The sequence below is a fragment of the Streptomyces sp. NPDC107500 genome, assembly GCF_055582785.1.
The window spans coordinates 653367-668050 of record NZ_JBVJPF010000002.1 but is presented as its reverse complement, the minus strand read 5'-3'; the positions used below and the strand labels follow the sequence as shown (position 1 = coordinate 668050).

Below are 14684 nucleotides of genomic sequence, written 5' to 3'. Positions count from 1 at the left end.
ACGGCGCAAACCCGCCTCCGCACATCATCGCCGTACCGCCGGTCACTCTGCCAAGGTGGCGACGCCGAGCGGTTCTCCCGTGGGGGGTGGGACCGCTCGGCCACTTCCGCCGGAATTTCCCGATGCCCCGTTTCCATCCCGCTCCTTCGGTGGACAATCAGGAGCATGAGTCAGCAGGGGGGAAGGCCCACCGGTCCTGAGGACGACTGGTGGGGGCAGCTGTACGACGACTCCACCGACGACACCGGCCCCACGGCCGCACCGGATTCCCTGGACGACCGCTTCGCCTCGGCGTCCGGCACGGTGACGGACGGCTCGGGCAACGGCCCGCCCACCGTCCCGGGCCCCCGGGCCGGCTCCCGCCGGGAGCCCCCACCCGCGCCACCGGCCGCCCCGCCCAACCTCCCGCCCCCACCGGCCGGGAGCCCGGCGCCCTCGCGCCCGGACCACCCGCGATCCCCTGCGCCACCGCCGGCCGCCGCACAGCCGGCGGACGGCTCACACCCGGCCGCGCCCCGGGAAGGCGCACAGCCCCAGGACGGCCCAGGATCCGCCCCCTCCCCGGACAGGCCCCCGGCCGATTCGCGGCCCCCGGCCCCACCACCGTCCGCGCCGCCCCCGGACCCCCCGCGCCCCGGCTCGTCGTCCCCCGCACGCCCGCAGCCCGCACCGCCCTGGCAGCCCCTGCCCTCCGTGCCCCCGCAGCCCGAGCCGCCCCGGCAGCCCCCGGCTCAGCCGTCCCCGCAGCCCGGGTCACCCCGGCAGGCATCGGCCGCGCCGTCCCCGCAGCCCGAGCCGCCTCCGCCACCATCGGCACCGGGCGCGGTGCCCGGGCAGCCGCGTGGGCGTACCGCCTCCGGGAGTGGGCCCGCGGATCTCCGCGAGCCGCCGGAGGTGGGGTTGCCGCCGTTGCCGCCCCCGTTCCTTCCGTCGGTGGCGCCACGGCCGCTGCCGGAACCGGGCGCCGGGGCCGCGCGGGACTTCGTCGGGTCCGGACCGCCCACCTACGACCCCGAGCCCACCGCCCTGCCGGCCGCCGACCCCGACGGGCTCGACGACCTGGTGCCGGACACCGTGCTGGACGGCGCCCGGTACGGGACGTGCACCCTGCGGGCCGTCTCGGTGCGCGGCGACTCCGCCCGGTACCGGGGCGAGCCGCGGCGCGACGCGCTGCTCGTCGCCCGGTTCGGCGCGGGCGAGCACGCGCTGGTCCTGGTGGCGATGGCCACCGGCACCCGTGCGACCGCCGGGGCGCACCGGGCGGCGGCCGAGGTCTGCCGGTGGATCGGAGCCGCCGTGGGCCGCAGCCACGCCCGGCTCGCCGAGGACCTGCGGGCCGCCCGCCGCGGCGACCTCAAGTCCGGCCTGCACCGCCTCACCGACCGCAGCCTCGGCCGGCTCCGCGCGGGCGCCGCCGAACAGGGCCTGTCCCCGCAGGAGTACGCCGCCTCCCTGCGCTGCCTGATACTCCCCGCCGACCCCGCCTGCCGCACCAGGGTGTTCTTCGGAGTCGGCCCCGGCGGACTGCTGAGGCTGCGCGACGGCACCTGGCGGGACATGGAGCCGACCGCGGGCGACGTCACCGGTGAGCCCGTCCTCGGCTTCGGCTCGCTGCCCAGGGGGACGCCCGCCGACCGGCCGAGCGAGACACCCGACGGCGACCGGCTCACCATGGACCTCGGCGTCGCCGCGCCCCCGGGCCCGTACGACGCGCCGCCCCCCGACGAGCCGCCCCGCCGCCCGTTCCGCTTCCGGGCCTCCGTAGCCCGCCCGGGTGATGTGCTGCTGATGTGCACCACGGGCCTGGCCGAGCCGATGCTGACCGAGCCCGAGCTGGGCGGGCTCCTCGCCCGGCGGTGGACGGGCCGCACCCCGCCCGGACTCGGGGACTTCCTCGCCGACACCGGCGTCCGGGTCAAGGGGTACGCGGACGACCGTACGGCGGCCGCCGTTTGGGAGGCGTGAGGCCGCTCGCTGTGCCATACGTAGAGCCATGGCCAAACAGAACGTCGCGGAACAGTTCGTCGACATCCTCACCCGCGCCGGGGTCGAACGCCTCTACGGAGTCGTCGGCGACAGCCTGAACCCGGTCGTGGACGCCGTGCGTCGGCACAAGGGCATCGAATGGGTGCACGTCCGGCACGAGGAGACCGCCGCCTTCGCCGCCGGCGCGGAGGCCCAGATCACCGGGAAGCTGGCCGCGTGCGCCGGCTCCTGCGGCCCCGGCAACCTCCACCTCATCAACGGGCTCTACGACGCCCACCGCTCCATGGCCCCCGTCCTCGCCCTCGCCTCGCAGATCCCGTCCAGCGAGATCGGCCTGGGCTTCTTCCAGGAGACCCACCCCGACCAGCTGTTCCGCGAGTGCAGCCACTACAGCGAGCTGATCTCCAGCCCGAAGCAGATGCCGAGGCTGCTCCAGACCGCCATCCAGCACGCCGTCGGCCAGGGCGGCGTCAGCGTCGTCTCGCTGCCCGGCGACATCGCGGACGAGCCCGCCCCCAAGGAGGCCGCCGAGACGGCACTCGTCACCTCCCGGCCGACCGTCCGCCCCGGCGACGAGGAGATCGACCGCCTGGTGCGGATGATCGACGACGCCGACCGGGTCACCCTGTTCTGCGGCAGCGGCACGGCGGGCGCGCACGCCGAGGTGATGGAGTTCGCGGAGAAGATCAAGTCCCCGGTGGGGCACGCGCTGCGCGGCAAGGAGTGGATCCAGTACGACAACCCGTTCGACGTGGGGATGAGCGGTCTGCTCGGCTACGGCGCGGCCTACGAGGCCACCCACGAGTGCGACCTGCTGCTCCTGGTCGGCACGGACTTCCCGTACAACGCCTTCCTGCCCGACGACGTCAAGATCGCGCAGATCGACGTCCGGCCGGAGCACCTGGGCCGGCGTTCCACGCTGGACCTCGCGGTGTGGGGCGACGCCCGGGAGACCCTGCGCTGTCTGATCCCGCGGGTGCGGGAGAAGCACGACCGGCGCTTCCTCGACCGGATGCTCAAGAAGCACGCGGACGCGCTGGAGGGCGTCGTCAAGGCGTACACCCGCAAGGTCGACAAGCACGTCCCGATCCACCCCGAGTACGTGGCCGCCGTGCTGGACGACCTGGCCGACGACGACGCGGTGTTCACGGTGGACACCGGCATGTGCAACGTCTGGGCCGCCCGTTACATCTCGCCCAACGGGCGGCGCCGCATCATCGGTTCGTTCTCGCACGGCTCGATGGCGAACGCGCTGCCGATGGCGATCGGCGCCCAGTTCACCGACCGGCGCCGGCAGGTCGTCTCGATGTCCGGCGACGGCGGGTTCACCATGCTCATGGGCGACTTCCTCACCCTGGTCCAGCACGATCTGCCGGTGAAGGTCGTCCTCTTCAACAACTCCTCGCTCGGCATGGTCGAGTTGGAGATGCTGGTCGCGGGCCTGCCCTCGCACGGCGTGGCCAACAAGAACCCCGACTTCGCCGCCGTCGCCGAGGCGTGCGGCGCCTTCGGGGTGCGGGTGGAGAAGCCGAAGGATCTGCCGGGCGCGCTGAAGGCCGCGTTCAAGCACAGGGGCCCGGCCCTCGTCGACGTCGTCACCGACCCCAATGCGCTGTCCATCCCGCCGAAGATCAGCGCCGACATGGTCACCGGCTTCGCGCTGTCCGCCTCCAAGATCGTCCTGGACGGCGGGGTCGGGCGCATGCTCCAGATGGCCCGCTCGAACCTGCGCAACGTACCGCGGCCGTGACCGGACGTGGCGGTCACCGCCAATCCGTATGACTGCCGGGCGCCCGAATGGGCAAGGCTTCCCCCGTGAGGATGTTCGACCGTGAACAGGCTCGACCAGGAGGGGGAGACGACATCAGCACGCCGACGGGGGACATGAGGAAGCGGGCGGCACCGGACCTCAGGCGGCGGCTCGGCCGGGCGGACCTGCGGGCGGTGCCCGAGGCCCGGCGGGCCCTGCGCGAGCTGCTGCGGCACTGGGGCGGGCCCGGGCAGTCGGAGATAGCCGAACTGCTCACCAGCGAGCTGGTCACCAACGCGCTGGTCCACACCGACGAGGGCGCCGTCCTGACCGCCACGGTCGGGCCGCGCGCGCTGCGGGTCGAGGTGCGGGACTACGTCGGCAGGCCGCCCCGGCCGCGCACCCCCGACCCGGAGGAGAGCACCAACGGCAGAGGACTGGTCCTGGTGCGCTCGCTGGCCGACGACTGGGGCGTACGGCCCTGCGAGGTGGGCAAGTCGGTCTGGTTCGAACTGGACGCCGAAGCCGCCTGAGGCGCCGGCGGACCGGCGCCTCAGGCGGCTTCACGTCGGTGTGCGGTCCGTCAGCCGAACTGCTGCTCCAGGTCCTTGAGCTTGCGCTCCAGGGAGTCCAGGCGCGGCAGGGCCTGGGTGTCGTCCTCCGCGGTGAGGTCGACGGTGACCTGCTCGGTCCCGCCCCGCACCGGCTGGAGGGAGGGACGCTGGCGTACCGGCAGCTCCGGAGCCGATATCGCAGGCTCCGCGGTGGCGCGCTCGGTGCCCCGCTCCACCTGCTGCACCTCGACCTCGACCTGACGGCCGCCGCGGCCGGGGAAGCCCCGGTGGCCGTGGCCGCGGCTGATCGCCTTGAGCTGGGCCCGCTCCAGGCGCTCCTGCTCGCGCCGCCGCTGCTTGGTCTCCTCCTTCTGGCGCCGGTCGTCGCGCACCTCCTCGACCGCCTCGTCGAGGCTGCGCACGCCCTCGAGGAGCATCAGCGACCAGGCGCGGTACGTCTCCCGGGGGGCCCGCAGCCAGCGCACCATGCGGATCTGCGGCAGCGGACGCGGCACCAGGCCCTGCTCGCGCAGCGCGGCCCGGCGGGTCTGCTTCAGCGCCCGGTCGAACAGCACGGCCGCCGACAGGGACATGCCCGCGAAGAAGTGCGGGGCACCCGCGTGGCCGAGGCCGCGGGGCGCGTGCACCCAGTTGAACCAGGCCGCGGCGAACGCGAAGGTCCACACGAGTATGCGCGAGCCGAGCGCCGCGTCACCGTGGCTGGCCTCGCGCACCGCGAGGACGGAGCAGAACATGGCCGCCCCGTCGAGACCGAACGGGACCAGGTACTGCCAGCCGCCGCTCAGGCCGAGGTTCTGCTCGCCGAAGCCGACCAGGCCGTGGAAGGAGAGCGCCGCGGCGACCGCGGCACAGCAGAAGAGCAGGACGTAGGAGACGGTGCCGTACAGGGCCTCCTTGCGCCTGCGCCGCTCCTCCATCCGCTCCCACGAGTCGTCCGCGCCCGCGTCCTTCCCCGGGGCACGCTTGCCGCGCGCGAGCACCGCCACCGCCGCCAGCATGCCCAGGAGCAGCACGGCGCCCGGAAGCAGCCAGTTCAGCGATATGTCGGTCAATCTCATCTGGGGTCCCTTGCAGTGGGATAGGGCGTAACGCCCGCCATGGTGGCCCAAACCCAGCGGCCCTCAGAGGGTTTCGCGGCAAGAGGCCGCCAAGGGAGTGCGAGGGGGTGCCCAGGGCGGCGTTCTGCTCGAACTGCCGCATGAGGGGCGGGAGTTGAGTTCGAATAAGACTACCCGTACGAGTGGTTCGGCGGAAACCAGCCGCGACGCGTGGGGGAGTTGTGAATCGACGTCGGGATCCTAGCCGACGATCTTGGAGGGGAGGGTGCGGGGTACCGCTCAACCCGCCGTGGCGAGCAGCTTGTTCACGCGGTCCGCGTCGCAGGTGCGCGGGCAGGTGGCGCAGGTGTCCTCGGGGCGCAGGGTGTAGAACATGCAGCAGCTCGCCCGGTCCCGGGTGTGCAGCGGTTCGCCGTCCGGCCCCTTCAGCTCGCGGAAGGCCGCGTCACCGACGTAGGGCTTGGTCGCGCCCGGCAGCAGCAGTTCCAGCTCGTGCCGCGCCCGCTCCTGCTCGCCCAGCAGGTGGGCGACGTACCACAGGCCCTCCACGACCTCGTCGGTCGCCATGCCCCACAGGGCGCGTCCGCGCCGCCGCATGCGGGGGCCGAATCCGGCCAGGACCGGCTCCAGGTGCTCGGCGACCGAGGCCCGCACCTCGGCGCGCAGTGCCTCCTCGTCCGCGACCACCCGGGCGCCGGGCAGCGCGGCGGCCGGGTCCCCGGGCAGACAGGCGAAGCCCGCGCCGCGCACCGCCATGCGGCCCAGCGGCAGGCCCTCGGCGGTGCGGTCGTAGGCGACGTGGGCCGCGGGGTAGCGGGGCACCCTGCGGTGCAGGAACCACGGCACGGTGATCAGCAGGCAGGCGGGCCACGCGTACCGGTGCAGTCCGAAGCTCGCGATCACGTCCGGGCGGGCCCGCTGCCCGTAGTCCCGCAGCACCTGCGCCTCGTCCCAGGCGAGGAAGTCCGCCAGCTCCGCCCCGCCCGCGGCGAGCGCGTCGCCGCTGACCCAGCCACCGCCCCGCGGGACCTCGCCGTCGGCTTCCAACTCGGTGACGCCCAGTCCCGGAAGAGCCGCCGACAGGCGCGCGTAGGCGTCCGTGAGGGCCGTGCGGGCGACAGGCATGCGGGACCACCGATCCGAACCGGGAGGACGGGCTGCTTAAAGGTAAGCCTTACCTTACCCAAGATGTTTGGGATTTGAACTGACGCCCCCTGCGCTTATGGTGCTTGACGGACAGGTGACAACCCGCCGTAATGACCCCAAGTACCGACACGTCCCACAGGAGGACCCGTGAGGCCCAGCGCGCAGGGTGCCCCTGAGGCGGAGGCCGCCGCCCAGGTGCGGGTGCCGGCCCAGCAGCGGGCCGCGGACGTGGACCGGGCGGGGAACGCGGACCGGTCCAGGACGCGCGGCGCCGGGGAACCGGTCGCCACCGCGCGCGGCGAGCACACCCACGGCGAACCCCCGCCGCCCCGCCCGCGCCCCCTCGTCCAGCGCTCCTCCGTACGCGGGCAGGTCCTCGACGCCCTGCGCACCGCCCTGGTCACCGGCGAGCTGCGCCCAGGCGAGGTCTACTCGGGGCCCGCGCTCGGCGAACGGTTCGGCGTCTCGGCCACCCCCGTACGGGAGGCCATGCAGCAGCTCGCCCTGGAGGGCGCCGTCGAGGTCGTCCCCAACCGGGGCTTCCGCGTCGTCGAGCGCGGCGACCGCGAACTGGCCGAGCTGGCCGAGGTCCGGGCGCTGATCGAGGTCCCGGTCTGGCTGCGCCTGGCCCGCACGGTGCCCGCCGAGCGCTGGGCTCAGCTGCGCCCCCTCGCCGAGGCCGCCGTCCGGGCCGCGTCCGCCGGCTGCCCGGCCACCTACGCCGAGGCCGACCGCGCCTTCCACCGCGCGGTGCTCGCGCTGGCCGGCAACGAGCAGCTCGTGCACATCGCCGGCGACCTGCACCGCCGCGCCCAGTGGCCGCCGGCCGGCCTCCCCGCGGCACGCGGCCGGGCCGACCTGATCGCCGACGCGCACGAGCACACGGCCCTGCTGGACGCGCTGATCGCCGACGACCAGGAGCTGGTGCGGACCCTGGTGGGGGAGCACTTCACCGGGGCCCGCTGAGCGAGGGCGCCCCGGGGACGCCCCGGCCCGTTACGGGACCTCCTGCCGTTCCGTGCGGCCGGCCGGTACGCGCGCGCCGTTCTTCCCCGGTTCGCCGGACCTCCCGGAGCGGGACCCCGCGTCGCGGCCGTGCAGCTGGATGGCCAGCGGGGAGGCGGTGAAGACCGACGAGTACGTGCCCACCGCCACGCCGATCAGCAGCGCGAGCGCGAAGTCGGTGAGCGAGCCGTCGGCCAGGACCGCCAGCGAGGCGAGGATGAGGACCGCGCCCATGCCCGTGTTGACCGTGCGCGGGAGGGTCTGCAGGATCGCGTCGTTGGTGAGCCGGTCGAAGGGTGTCTTCCGCTCCCGGCCCATCAGTTCCCGGACGCGGTCGAAGAGGACCACCGAGTCGTTGACCGAGTAGCCGATCACGGTCAGCAGCGCGGCCAGGAACACCCCGTCCACCGGCTTGCCCAGCCAGGCGAACACCCCTACCAGGACGACCACGTCGTGGGCGAGCGCGCCGACCGCCGCCGTGCCGAACAGCAGGCGGAACCGGGCCGCGAGGTACGCCAGCTGGGCGGCCAGTGCCAGGGCGAGGGCGATCAGGGCGTCCCGGCGCAGCTCCTCGCCGAGGCTCGGGCCGATCAGCTCGTCGCGGACCCGCTCCGCCCCGCCGCCCAGACCGGCGACGGTCCGGGTGACGGTCGCCGCCTCGGCGTCGGTCAGTTCCTCCGTGCGCACCGTGAGGTCGCCGTCGCCGGAGGACTGGACGACGGCGCGCGGGAAGCCCGCGTCGGCGAGGGCGTCCCGGGCCCGGTCGGCATCGACCGGGGTGGCGGTGGAGTACTCGACGAGCCGTCCGCCGGTGAACTCGATGCCGAAGTCCAGGCCCCGCACCAGGATGCCGGAGCCCGCCACCACGAGGACGACCAGGGAGGCCGCCAGCCAGCGGCGCGGGCGGCGCATCAGGAACGGGTCCCGGCGCAGCAGGACGTCACGGACCGGACCGGTGGAGGAGATGCCGGTGACGCGCGGGCGGCGGAGGACGGCCGGGCGGCCGGCGGCGAACTCGGCCAGCACGCGGGTGATCACCAGGGCGCTGACCATGGAGGCCAGCACACCGATCCCGAGGGTGACGCCGAAGCCCTTCACCGGGCCGGAGGCCAGGAAGAACAGCAGGGCGGCGGCGATCAGCGTGGTGACGTTGGAGTCGGCGATCGCGCTGAAGGCGCTGCGGAAACCTGCGGTCAGCGCCGACCGCGTGCTCGGCCCGGTACGGGCGGCCTGTTCCTCGCGGGCCCGTTCGAAGACGAGGACGTTGGCGTCCACCGCCATGCCGATCGCCAGGACGAAGCCGGCCAGGCCGGGCAGGGTGAGGGTCGCGCCGACCGCGGCCAAAGCTGCGTAGGAGATCAGGCCGTAGCAGAGCAGGGCCCCGGTCGCCAGGGCGCCCATGAGCCGGTAGACGACGATGATGAACAGCGCCGTCAGCGCGGTTCCGACGACGGCGGCCCAGGCGCCGGCCGAGATGGCCTCCTCTCCCAGGGTCGCGCCGATGGTGCGCTGCTCGATGGTCTCGACCGGTACGGGCAGGGCGCCGCCCTTGACGAGCAGGGCCAGTTCGCGGGCCTCCGCGTCGTCGAACGAGCCGGTGATCTGCGTGGAGCCGCCGGTGATGCCCGCGCCGCAGGCCACGGAGGGGTCGACCTGCGGTGAGGAGATGATCTTGTCGTCGAGCACGATGGCGACCCGGCGCTGGGTGTCGCCGGCCGGGTGGCAGGCCGCCTCGCCGGTGACCCGGGCCCAGCGGTCGCCGCCCGCGTCCTCGAAGTCGACGGTGACGTGCCAGCCCGCGCCGCCCTGCTGGTCGAAGCGGGCGTCGGCGCCCTTGACGTCCTGCCCGGTCAGTGCGGCGTCCTCCAGCCGCAGGTACTGCCCGGACTCGTCCGGCACCACCCGCTCGCCGTCCTCGGCGTCCGTGGCGTTCTCCGCCGCGCCGAGCACCGGGTGGACGGTGAGCTGCGCGGTGCGGCCCAGCACGTCGGCGGCCCGCTCCGGGTCCTGTACGCCCGGCAGTTCGACGACGACGCGGTTCTCGCCGGAGCGGACGATGGTCGGCTCGGCGACACCGAGGGCGTCGATGCGGCCGCGCAGTACCTCCACGGTGCGGTCGGTGGCCTCACGGTCGGCCTCGGTCGTCTCGGTGGACTTGGTCTCCAGCACGATCTGGGTGCCGCCGCGCAGGTCGAGCCCGAGGCGGACCGGGAGGGTCAGGGCGATGGCCACGGACGCGGCCATCACGGCGAGTGCGACGAGCGCGCGGACGTTCAGGGAACGGGACCGCGAGCGCGTACGGGGGCGGGACGGGGGACGGGAGCGTTTCAACAGGGGCCTCCGGCGGGCACGCCGCGGCGGCGGCCGAGCGCGGCCGCGGCGGAAGAAGGGGAAAGGTCGGGGGTCGAGGTGGCTCACGTGCCGGAGGCAAGGGGTGGTGCCCGACCGCTGTCATGGCTCCTGCGGCCGGGGGAGACCGGCACCGGACCCGGCGCGGCCGCGGTCCGTGCGTGTGCCCCGCGGGCGGTGCCCGCGCCGTGCGCGGTGGCGGTCGCCTGGTGGTCCGGTGCCGTCGGGCCCTCGCCCGGCTGATCGTGCCGAGCCCGGGGCTGGGCGGCGCAGGCCGGAGCGCACCCGTCGTCCGCGTGCAGGTCGGGGGCGGGGTGCGGCAGTGCCGTGGCGGCGGCCACCGCGAGGGGGCCACCGGGACCGACGTGGACGCCGGCGGCGGGCCAGGCGGGGACCAGCGGCAGCAGGACACCGAGCAGGACGGTCAGTACGGACGCGAACCGCCGGCGCATGCACCGTCCTCTTTCGTTGTGGGGGGCCGGCCCTGGGGAGCCCGGGGCTCCGGGGCCGTCAGGGCTCGATGAGACCGGCGCGGATGGCGTACCGGGTCAGGTCCAGGCGGTCGCGCAGGCCCAGCTTGTGCAGCAGGTTGGCCCGGTGCCGCTGGACGGTCTTGACGCTGATGAAGAGGATCTCGGCGATCTCCTTCGAGGAGTGGCCCTCGGCGACGAGCTTGAGGACCTCCTCCTCGCGCGGGGTGACGACGTGGTCGGCGCTCTCCTCGCCGTGCCGGACCCGGTCCAGGTAGTTGCGGATCAGGGCGGTCACGGCCCCCGGGTACAGGAAGGGCTCGTCGCGCATCGCGGCGCGGCAGGCGGCGACCAGGTCGCGGTCGGCGACCGACTTGAGCACGTATCCGCTGGCCCCCGACTTCAGCGCCTGGAACAGGTACTGCTCGTTGTCGTGCATGGTGAGCATCAGGATGCGCAGCTCCGGCCGGAGCGCGGACAGCTCGCGGGCGGCCTGGAGGCCGGTGAGGCGGGGCATCGCGATGTCCAGGACCGCTAGGTCGGCGTCGTGGGCGCGGGCCATGTCGATGGCCTCCGCGCCGTCCCCGGCCTCGGCGACCACCTCCAGGTCCGGCTCCCGGTCGAGGATGAGACGCACACCGCGGCGCACCAGCGCGTGGTCGTCGGCGAGCAGGATGCGGATCTTCGGGTCGGACATGGTCAGGGCTGCTTCCTGGGGACGGGTGCGGTGAGCCGGATCCGGGTGCCGGCCTCCGGCGCCGAGGTGATGTCGAGGGCGGCCCCGATCAGCAGGGCCCGTTCGCGCATGCCGCGGATTCCGGCGCCCTCGCACGCCGCCTCCATGCCGTGGCCGTCGTCGGCGATGGTGAGGGTCACCGCGCCGTCGGCGGGGGAGAGGCTCACCTCCAGCCGCTCGGCGTCCGCGTGCCGGGCGGTGTTGGTCATGCTCTCCTGCGCCACGCGGTAGAGGACCAGCTCGGTCTCCGGGTCCAGCGCGGGCAGATCCGCGTCGAAGCGCCGCACCACCCGCAGACCGGTGTGGGCGGCGAAGTCGTGCGTCAGCGAGGAGAGCGCGCTGATCAGGCCCAGGTCGTCGAGCACGCCGGGCCGCAGTCGGCGCACCAGGCGCCGCACCTCGTCGAGGCTCTCCCGGGTGATCTCCTGGGCCTGCTGAAGCTCCTCGCGCAGCGGCTCCTGGGCGTCGTCCGCCGCGCGGCCCAGCACCAGCAGGATCGCGGTCATACTCTGCCCGACCTCGTCGTGCAGCTCCTGGGCGATGCGGCGGCGCTCCGCCTCCTGGGCGAGCAGCACCCGGGCGGTGCTCGTGGCCCGCTCGTGCTCCAGCCGGTCGAGCATCGCGTTGAAGGTGCGGATCAGCTCGGGCACCTCGCCGCCGCCGGAGACCGGCAGCCGCTGCCCGGGGCGGAGCAGGTCCACCGTGGTCATCAGCCTCGTCAGCCGGTCCAGCGGGGCCAGGCCCCAGCGCAGCAGGGCGCCGTTGGCCACCAGCATCACGGCCAGGCCGCCCACCAGGATGACGGCCTCGGTCAGCAGGACCGGGACGGAGACGGTCACCGGAGCCCACAGCAGCAGTGCCGTGGCGAAGCCCAGCACCACCGCGTTGAGCCCGAAGATCCGCCAGAACAGGGACACCGGGGGTACGCCTCCTTCTGCGACGCTCCGACTGGTACGCCTCCACTGTCGGTCATCGCGCACCCTCGGGAGAGCTGCGGCCCAGGTCGCGACCGCGCAAGCGACCAGCTTCCCCCGTCCGCCGCCGGCGGTCGATGGGGTCCGACCCCCATTTCCGGCCGGCCGCACACCCATACGGCCGCCGGCCCGCACCGCCGAGTGGATCCCGCGACCCCACCGGAATGGGGTCTGCGCCCGATGGGCTTCCGCGCGCGGTCCGGCCATGGTTGGGCAGACCGGGTCCGAACGGCCCGGCGATCGCCGTACCCGCGCTCCGGGAACTCCGGGAACTCCGGGAACTCCGGGACCTCCGAGAAAGAAGAATCACCGTGTCGCTCGACGCCCCCCGTACCGAACCCCGCCCCGAGCGGCTGACCGCCCACGAGGCGCGCCAACGCCTCGAACACGCCCGCGACACCCGGCTGACCCAGCTCCGGGCCCTCGACGAGAGCGGCCAGGCGGACGGCCAGCTCATCGCCGCGCAGCAGGACGCCATCGGACGGGTCCTCAAGGAGATCGAGGCGGCCTTCGCCCGCGTCGACGACGGGACCTACGGCGCCTGCCTGGGCTGCGGCAAGCCCGTCCCGGGGGAGCGTCTGGAGATCCTTCCCTACACGCGGTACTGCGTCGCCTGCCAGCGCCGTGCCGCCGCCTGACCGCGTCGGTCCCCGTCTCCCGCCCTGCCCGAGGGGTGAAGTGTGAACACACAGACCACGGGCCGCCGCGACGCGCGGCTGTCGCCCGAAGACTTCGCCGCGCTCCTGGACAGCCTCCACGAGCAGCGGCTCTTCCGCGAGGAACAGGTGCGGCAGCTCTCCGCCGCGCCGCCCCGCGCCGATCACTCGGACCCGCGGCACTCGGCCGCCCGGACCGAGGTGCGGACCGAGCTCGCGGCCTCCGCGCGCATGGTCCTCGCCGACGTGGAGGCGGCGCTGCGGCGCCTGGCGGAGGGCAGCTACGGCCACTGCCACCTGTGCCGGCGGCCCATCGACCGCGCGCACCTGATGATCGTGCCGCAGGCCCGCTACTGCGCCCGCTGCCGGCAGGTGCGGGAGGCCGGGCGATGACCGCGCTCCGGCCGCGGCGTGCCGTCCTCGGCCGTCACCTTCCGTGGCAGCCGGGCCGCCGGTGCCCCGCCGTCGCCCTCGACCTGGGCAGCGCCCGCACCCGCGCCTGGGCCGTCGGGCGCGGCCTGATCCTCGACGTGCCGACGGTGACCTTCCCCGGCGCCGGTGCGGTGTACCCCGTCCAGCGCGGCGCCATCGTCGACGTCGGGGGCACGGCGCGGATGCTCGACCGGCTGCTCGGCCACCGCCTGCCCCGCCTCTCCCGGCCGCTGGTCGTGCTGACCGCGCCGGTGCTGGACGGGTACGCCTACCGGAACGCGGCCCGCACGGCCGTCGAGGTGTTGCGGCCGCGCGGTGTGGTCACCGTCCCCGCCGCGCGTGCGGTCGCCCTCGCGGCGGGCGCGGACCTGTCCGCCCCGCTGCTCGTGGTGGACCTCGGCGCGCACCTCACCGAGGTGGTGCTCCTGGTCGACGGCGCGGTCTTCGACGCGCGCCGCACCGCGCTGGGCACCGCGGACGTCGACGACGCGACCCCGGCCTCGCGCATCGCCGAGGCGGTGGCCCACATGACGGCGTCGATGCTGCGGCAGGACCGCACGTCCCTCACCGTCGACGCGCTCGGCCGGGGGCCGCTGCTCGCGGGCGGCGGCGCCCTGCGCCCCGACATCACCCGCCACCTCGCGTACGCGGCCCTGCGCACCGTGCCGGCCCCGCACACGGCGGCCGTCCGCGGCGCCGCGCGGCTCCTGGAGGCCCCGCGCTCCCGCCCCCGGCCCACGGAGATCGGCCCGCCGGGGGACCGCACCGGCTGAACCGGTGGCGGCACCCGGCGCACGGGAACGTCCCGCCCTTCGAGGCAACCCCCCCCTGGCCGTCGGCGCCGCGTCCGGCGCCGACGGCCCCGTTCCGGCTGCCATGAGCCGGGAAGGAGGCACACCGTGGCCGGTGAGATCCCACCCGCCCAGCCGCCACCGGGCGTTCCCGGCCCCCGTCCCGCGGGGTCGCGCCCGCCGCTCCTGTGGCGGTGGCGCCGGAACCCCTTGCGTCGCCGCACCGACCGGCTGCGGACCTGGCTCGCGCTCGGGCTGGTGCTCGGCGTGCTGGTGACGGCCCCGGCGGCGATGTTCACCGTCGGCGACGCGGCCCACCGCCACTACCGGAGCGTCGCCGCCCACGAGGCCGCGTCCCGGGACCAACGCCCCGCCGTCCTCGTCCGGGACGCCCCACGGCATCCGGAACCGGGATCCGACGAGGCGAGGCACGCCCGGTATCCGGTCGAGGTCCGCTTCACCGGACCGGACGGGACGTCGCGGACCGGGCGCACGGACGTCGAGCCGGGCCGGGCCGCGGGCAGCACCGTGCTCGTCTGGGTCGACCCGGCGGGCGGCATCACCGGGCCCCCGCTCAGCACGGAGCAGCTGCGCAGCCGGACGATGGGCTGGGCCATCCTCGCCTTCCTCGGCGTCGTCCTCACCGGCCTCGCCGCCCACGGCGTCGCCGGGCTCGTCCTGTGGCGCCGCGACCTCGCCGCCTGGGACGCCGCGTGGGCCGCCACCGCCCCGCGCTGGAGCAGGTTCCCGTGAGGG

General features: G+C 74.9%; 14 protein-coding genes. 8 read left to right on the top strand and 6 right to left on the bottom strand.

Going from position 1 to position 14684, the window contains the following annotated elements:
• Window positions 1-165: 165 nt before the first annotated feature.
• From ACZ67M_RS09020 to ACZ67M_RS09010, 3 genes are all read left to right on the top strand, one after another.
• The gene (locus ACZ67M_RS09020) at window positions 166-1965 is read left to right on the top strand and encodes a protein phosphatase 2C domain-containing protein (protein WP_469850209.1); all 1800 of its coding nucleotides are present in this window, start codon (window positions 166-168) and stop codon (window positions 1963-1965) included.
• Window positions 1966-1993: 28 nt separating this feature from the next.
• A complete protein-coding gene (locus ACZ67M_RS09015) occupies window positions 1994-3736 on the top strand; it encodes a pyruvate dehydrogenase (RefSeq protein ID WP_361363800.1) in 1743 nt (580 codons plus the stop codon).
• Window positions 3737-3870: 134 nt separating this feature from the next.
• The gene (locus ACZ67M_RS09010; RefSeq protein ID WP_392235977.1) at window positions 3871-4269 is read left to right on the top strand and encodes an ATP-binding protein; all 399 of its coding nucleotides are present in this window, start codon (window positions 3871-3873) and stop codon (window positions 4267-4269) included.
• A 50-nt stretch (window positions 4270-4319) separates the two neighbouring features.
• Here the strand turns inward: ACZ67M_RS09010 and ACZ67M_RS09005 are convergent, their stop codons facing one another.
• Both ACZ67M_RS09005 and ACZ67M_RS09000 read right to left on the bottom strand, forming a co-directional pair.
• Window positions 4320-5369: a DUF2637 domain-containing protein gene (locus tag ACZ67M_RS09005; RefSeq protein ID WP_161330576.1), complete on the bottom strand. Its 1050-nt coding sequence runs from the start codon at window positions 5367-5369 to the stop codon at window positions 4320-4322.
• A gap of 279 nt (window positions 5370-5648) precedes the next feature.
• Complete coding sequence (locus tag ACZ67M_RS09000) at window positions 5649-6494, bottom strand: (2Fe-2S)-binding protein (protein WP_469850206.1); 846 nt, start codon at window positions 6492-6494, stop codon at window positions 5649-5651.
• 168 nt (window positions 6495-6662) lie between these two features.
• Here ACZ67M_RS09000 and ACZ67M_RS08995 point away from each other — a divergent pair, with 168 nt between their 5' ends.
• Window positions 6663-7481 (top strand): GntR family transcriptional regulator, encoded by an 819-nt coding sequence (locus tag ACZ67M_RS08995; RefSeq protein ID WP_469850204.1) that lies wholly within the window; start codon window positions 6663-6665, stop codon window positions 7479-7481.
• Window positions 7482-7511: 30 nt separating this feature from the next.
• Here the strand turns inward: ACZ67M_RS08995 and secD are convergent, their stop codons facing one another.
• From secD to ACZ67M_RS08975, 4 genes are all read right to left on the bottom strand, one after another.
• Window positions 7512-9851 carry a protein translocase subunit SecD gene (secD, locus tag ACZ67M_RS08990; RefSeq protein ID WP_469850202.1) on the bottom strand — a complete coding sequence of 780 codons (2340 nt, stop codon included), beginning with the start codon at window positions 9849-9851 and terminating at the stop codon, window positions 7512-7514.
• Between the two features lie 83 nt (window positions 9852-9934).
• Window positions 9935-10321 carry a hypothetical protein gene (locus tag ACZ67M_RS08985; protein WP_392235971.1) on the bottom strand — a complete coding sequence of 129 codons (387 nt, stop codon included), beginning with the start codon at window positions 10319-10321 and terminating at the stop codon, window positions 9935-9937.
• Window positions 10322-10379: 58 nt separating this feature from the next.
• Window positions 10380-11036 (bottom strand): response regulator transcription factor, encoded by a 657-nt coding sequence (locus tag ACZ67M_RS08980; protein WP_361363787.1) that lies wholly within the window; start codon window positions 11034-11036, stop codon window positions 10380-10382.
• Window positions 11037-11038: 2 nt separating this feature from the next.
• Complete coding sequence (locus tag ACZ67M_RS08975; protein WP_361363784.1) at window positions 11039-11992, bottom strand: HAMP domain-containing sensor histidine kinase; 954 nt, start codon at window positions 11990-11992, stop codon at window positions 11039-11041.
• Window positions 11993-12360: 368 nt separating this feature from the next.
• Here ACZ67M_RS08975 and ACZ67M_RS08970 point away from each other — a divergent pair, with 368 nt between their 5' ends.
• From ACZ67M_RS08970 to ACZ67M_RS08955, 4 genes are all read left to right on the top strand, one after another.
• Window positions 12361-12687: a TraR/DksA family transcriptional regulator gene (locus ACZ67M_RS08970; protein WP_385793994.1), complete on the top strand. Its 327-nt coding sequence runs from the start codon at window positions 12361-12363 to the stop codon at window positions 12685-12687.
• A 42-nt stretch (window positions 12688-12729) separates the two neighbouring features.
• Window positions 12730-13098 carry a TraR/DksA family transcriptional regulator gene (locus tag ACZ67M_RS08965; RefSeq protein ID WP_469850198.1) on the top strand — a complete coding sequence of 123 codons (369 nt, stop codon included), beginning with the start codon at window positions 12730-12732 and terminating at the stop codon, window positions 13096-13098.
• On the top strand, window positions 13095-13910 hold the full coding sequence (locus ACZ67M_RS08960) for a rod shape-determining protein (RefSeq protein WP_361363776.1): 816 nt from the start codon (window positions 13095-13097) through the stop codon (window positions 13908-13910). The genes ACZ67M_RS08965 and ACZ67M_RS08960 overlap by 4 nt, the downstream gene beginning before the upstream one ends.
• Before the next feature lie 126 nt (window positions 13911-14036).
• Complete coding sequence (locus ACZ67M_RS08955; RefSeq protein WP_392012065.1) at window positions 14037-14681, top strand: Rv1733c family protein; 645 nt, start codon at window positions 14037-14039, stop codon at window positions 14679-14681.
• Window positions 14682-14684 lie beyond the last annotated feature (3 nt).

Bases quoted from the DNA above. Each gene is read 5' to 3' on its own strand.
- ACZ67M_RS09020 (WP_469850209.1), top strand. From the start codon at position 166: ATGAGTCAGCAGGGGGGAAGGCCCACCGGTCCTGAGGACGACTGGTGG.
- ACZ67M_RS09015 (WP_361363800.1), top strand. From the start codon at position 1,994: ATGGCCAAACAGAACGTCGCGGAACAGTTCGTCGACATCCTCACCCGC.
- ACZ67M_RS09010 (WP_392235977.1), top strand. From the start codon at position 3,871: ATGAGGAAGCGGGCGGCACCGGACCTCAGGCGGCGGCTCGGCCGGGCG.
- ACZ67M_RS09005 (WP_161330576.1), bottom strand. From the start codon at position 5,369: ATGAGATTGACCGACATATCGCTGAACTGGCTGCTTCCGGGCGCCGTG.
- ACZ67M_RS09000 (WP_469850206.1), bottom strand. From the start codon at position 6,494: ATGCCTGTCGCCCGCACGGCCCTCACGGACGCCTACGCGCGCCTGTCG.
- ACZ67M_RS08985 (WP_392235971.1), bottom strand. From the start codon at position 10,321: ATGCGCCGGCGGTTCGCGTCCGTACTGACCGTCCTGCTCGGTGTCCTG.
- ACZ67M_RS08980 (WP_361363787.1), bottom strand. From the start codon at position 11,036: ATGTCCGACCCGAAGATCCGCATCCTGCTCGCCGACGACCACGCGCTG.
- ACZ67M_RS08960 (WP_361363776.1), top strand. From the start codon at position 13,095: ATGACCGCGCTCCGGCCGCGGCGTGCCGTCCTCGGCCGTCACCTTCCG.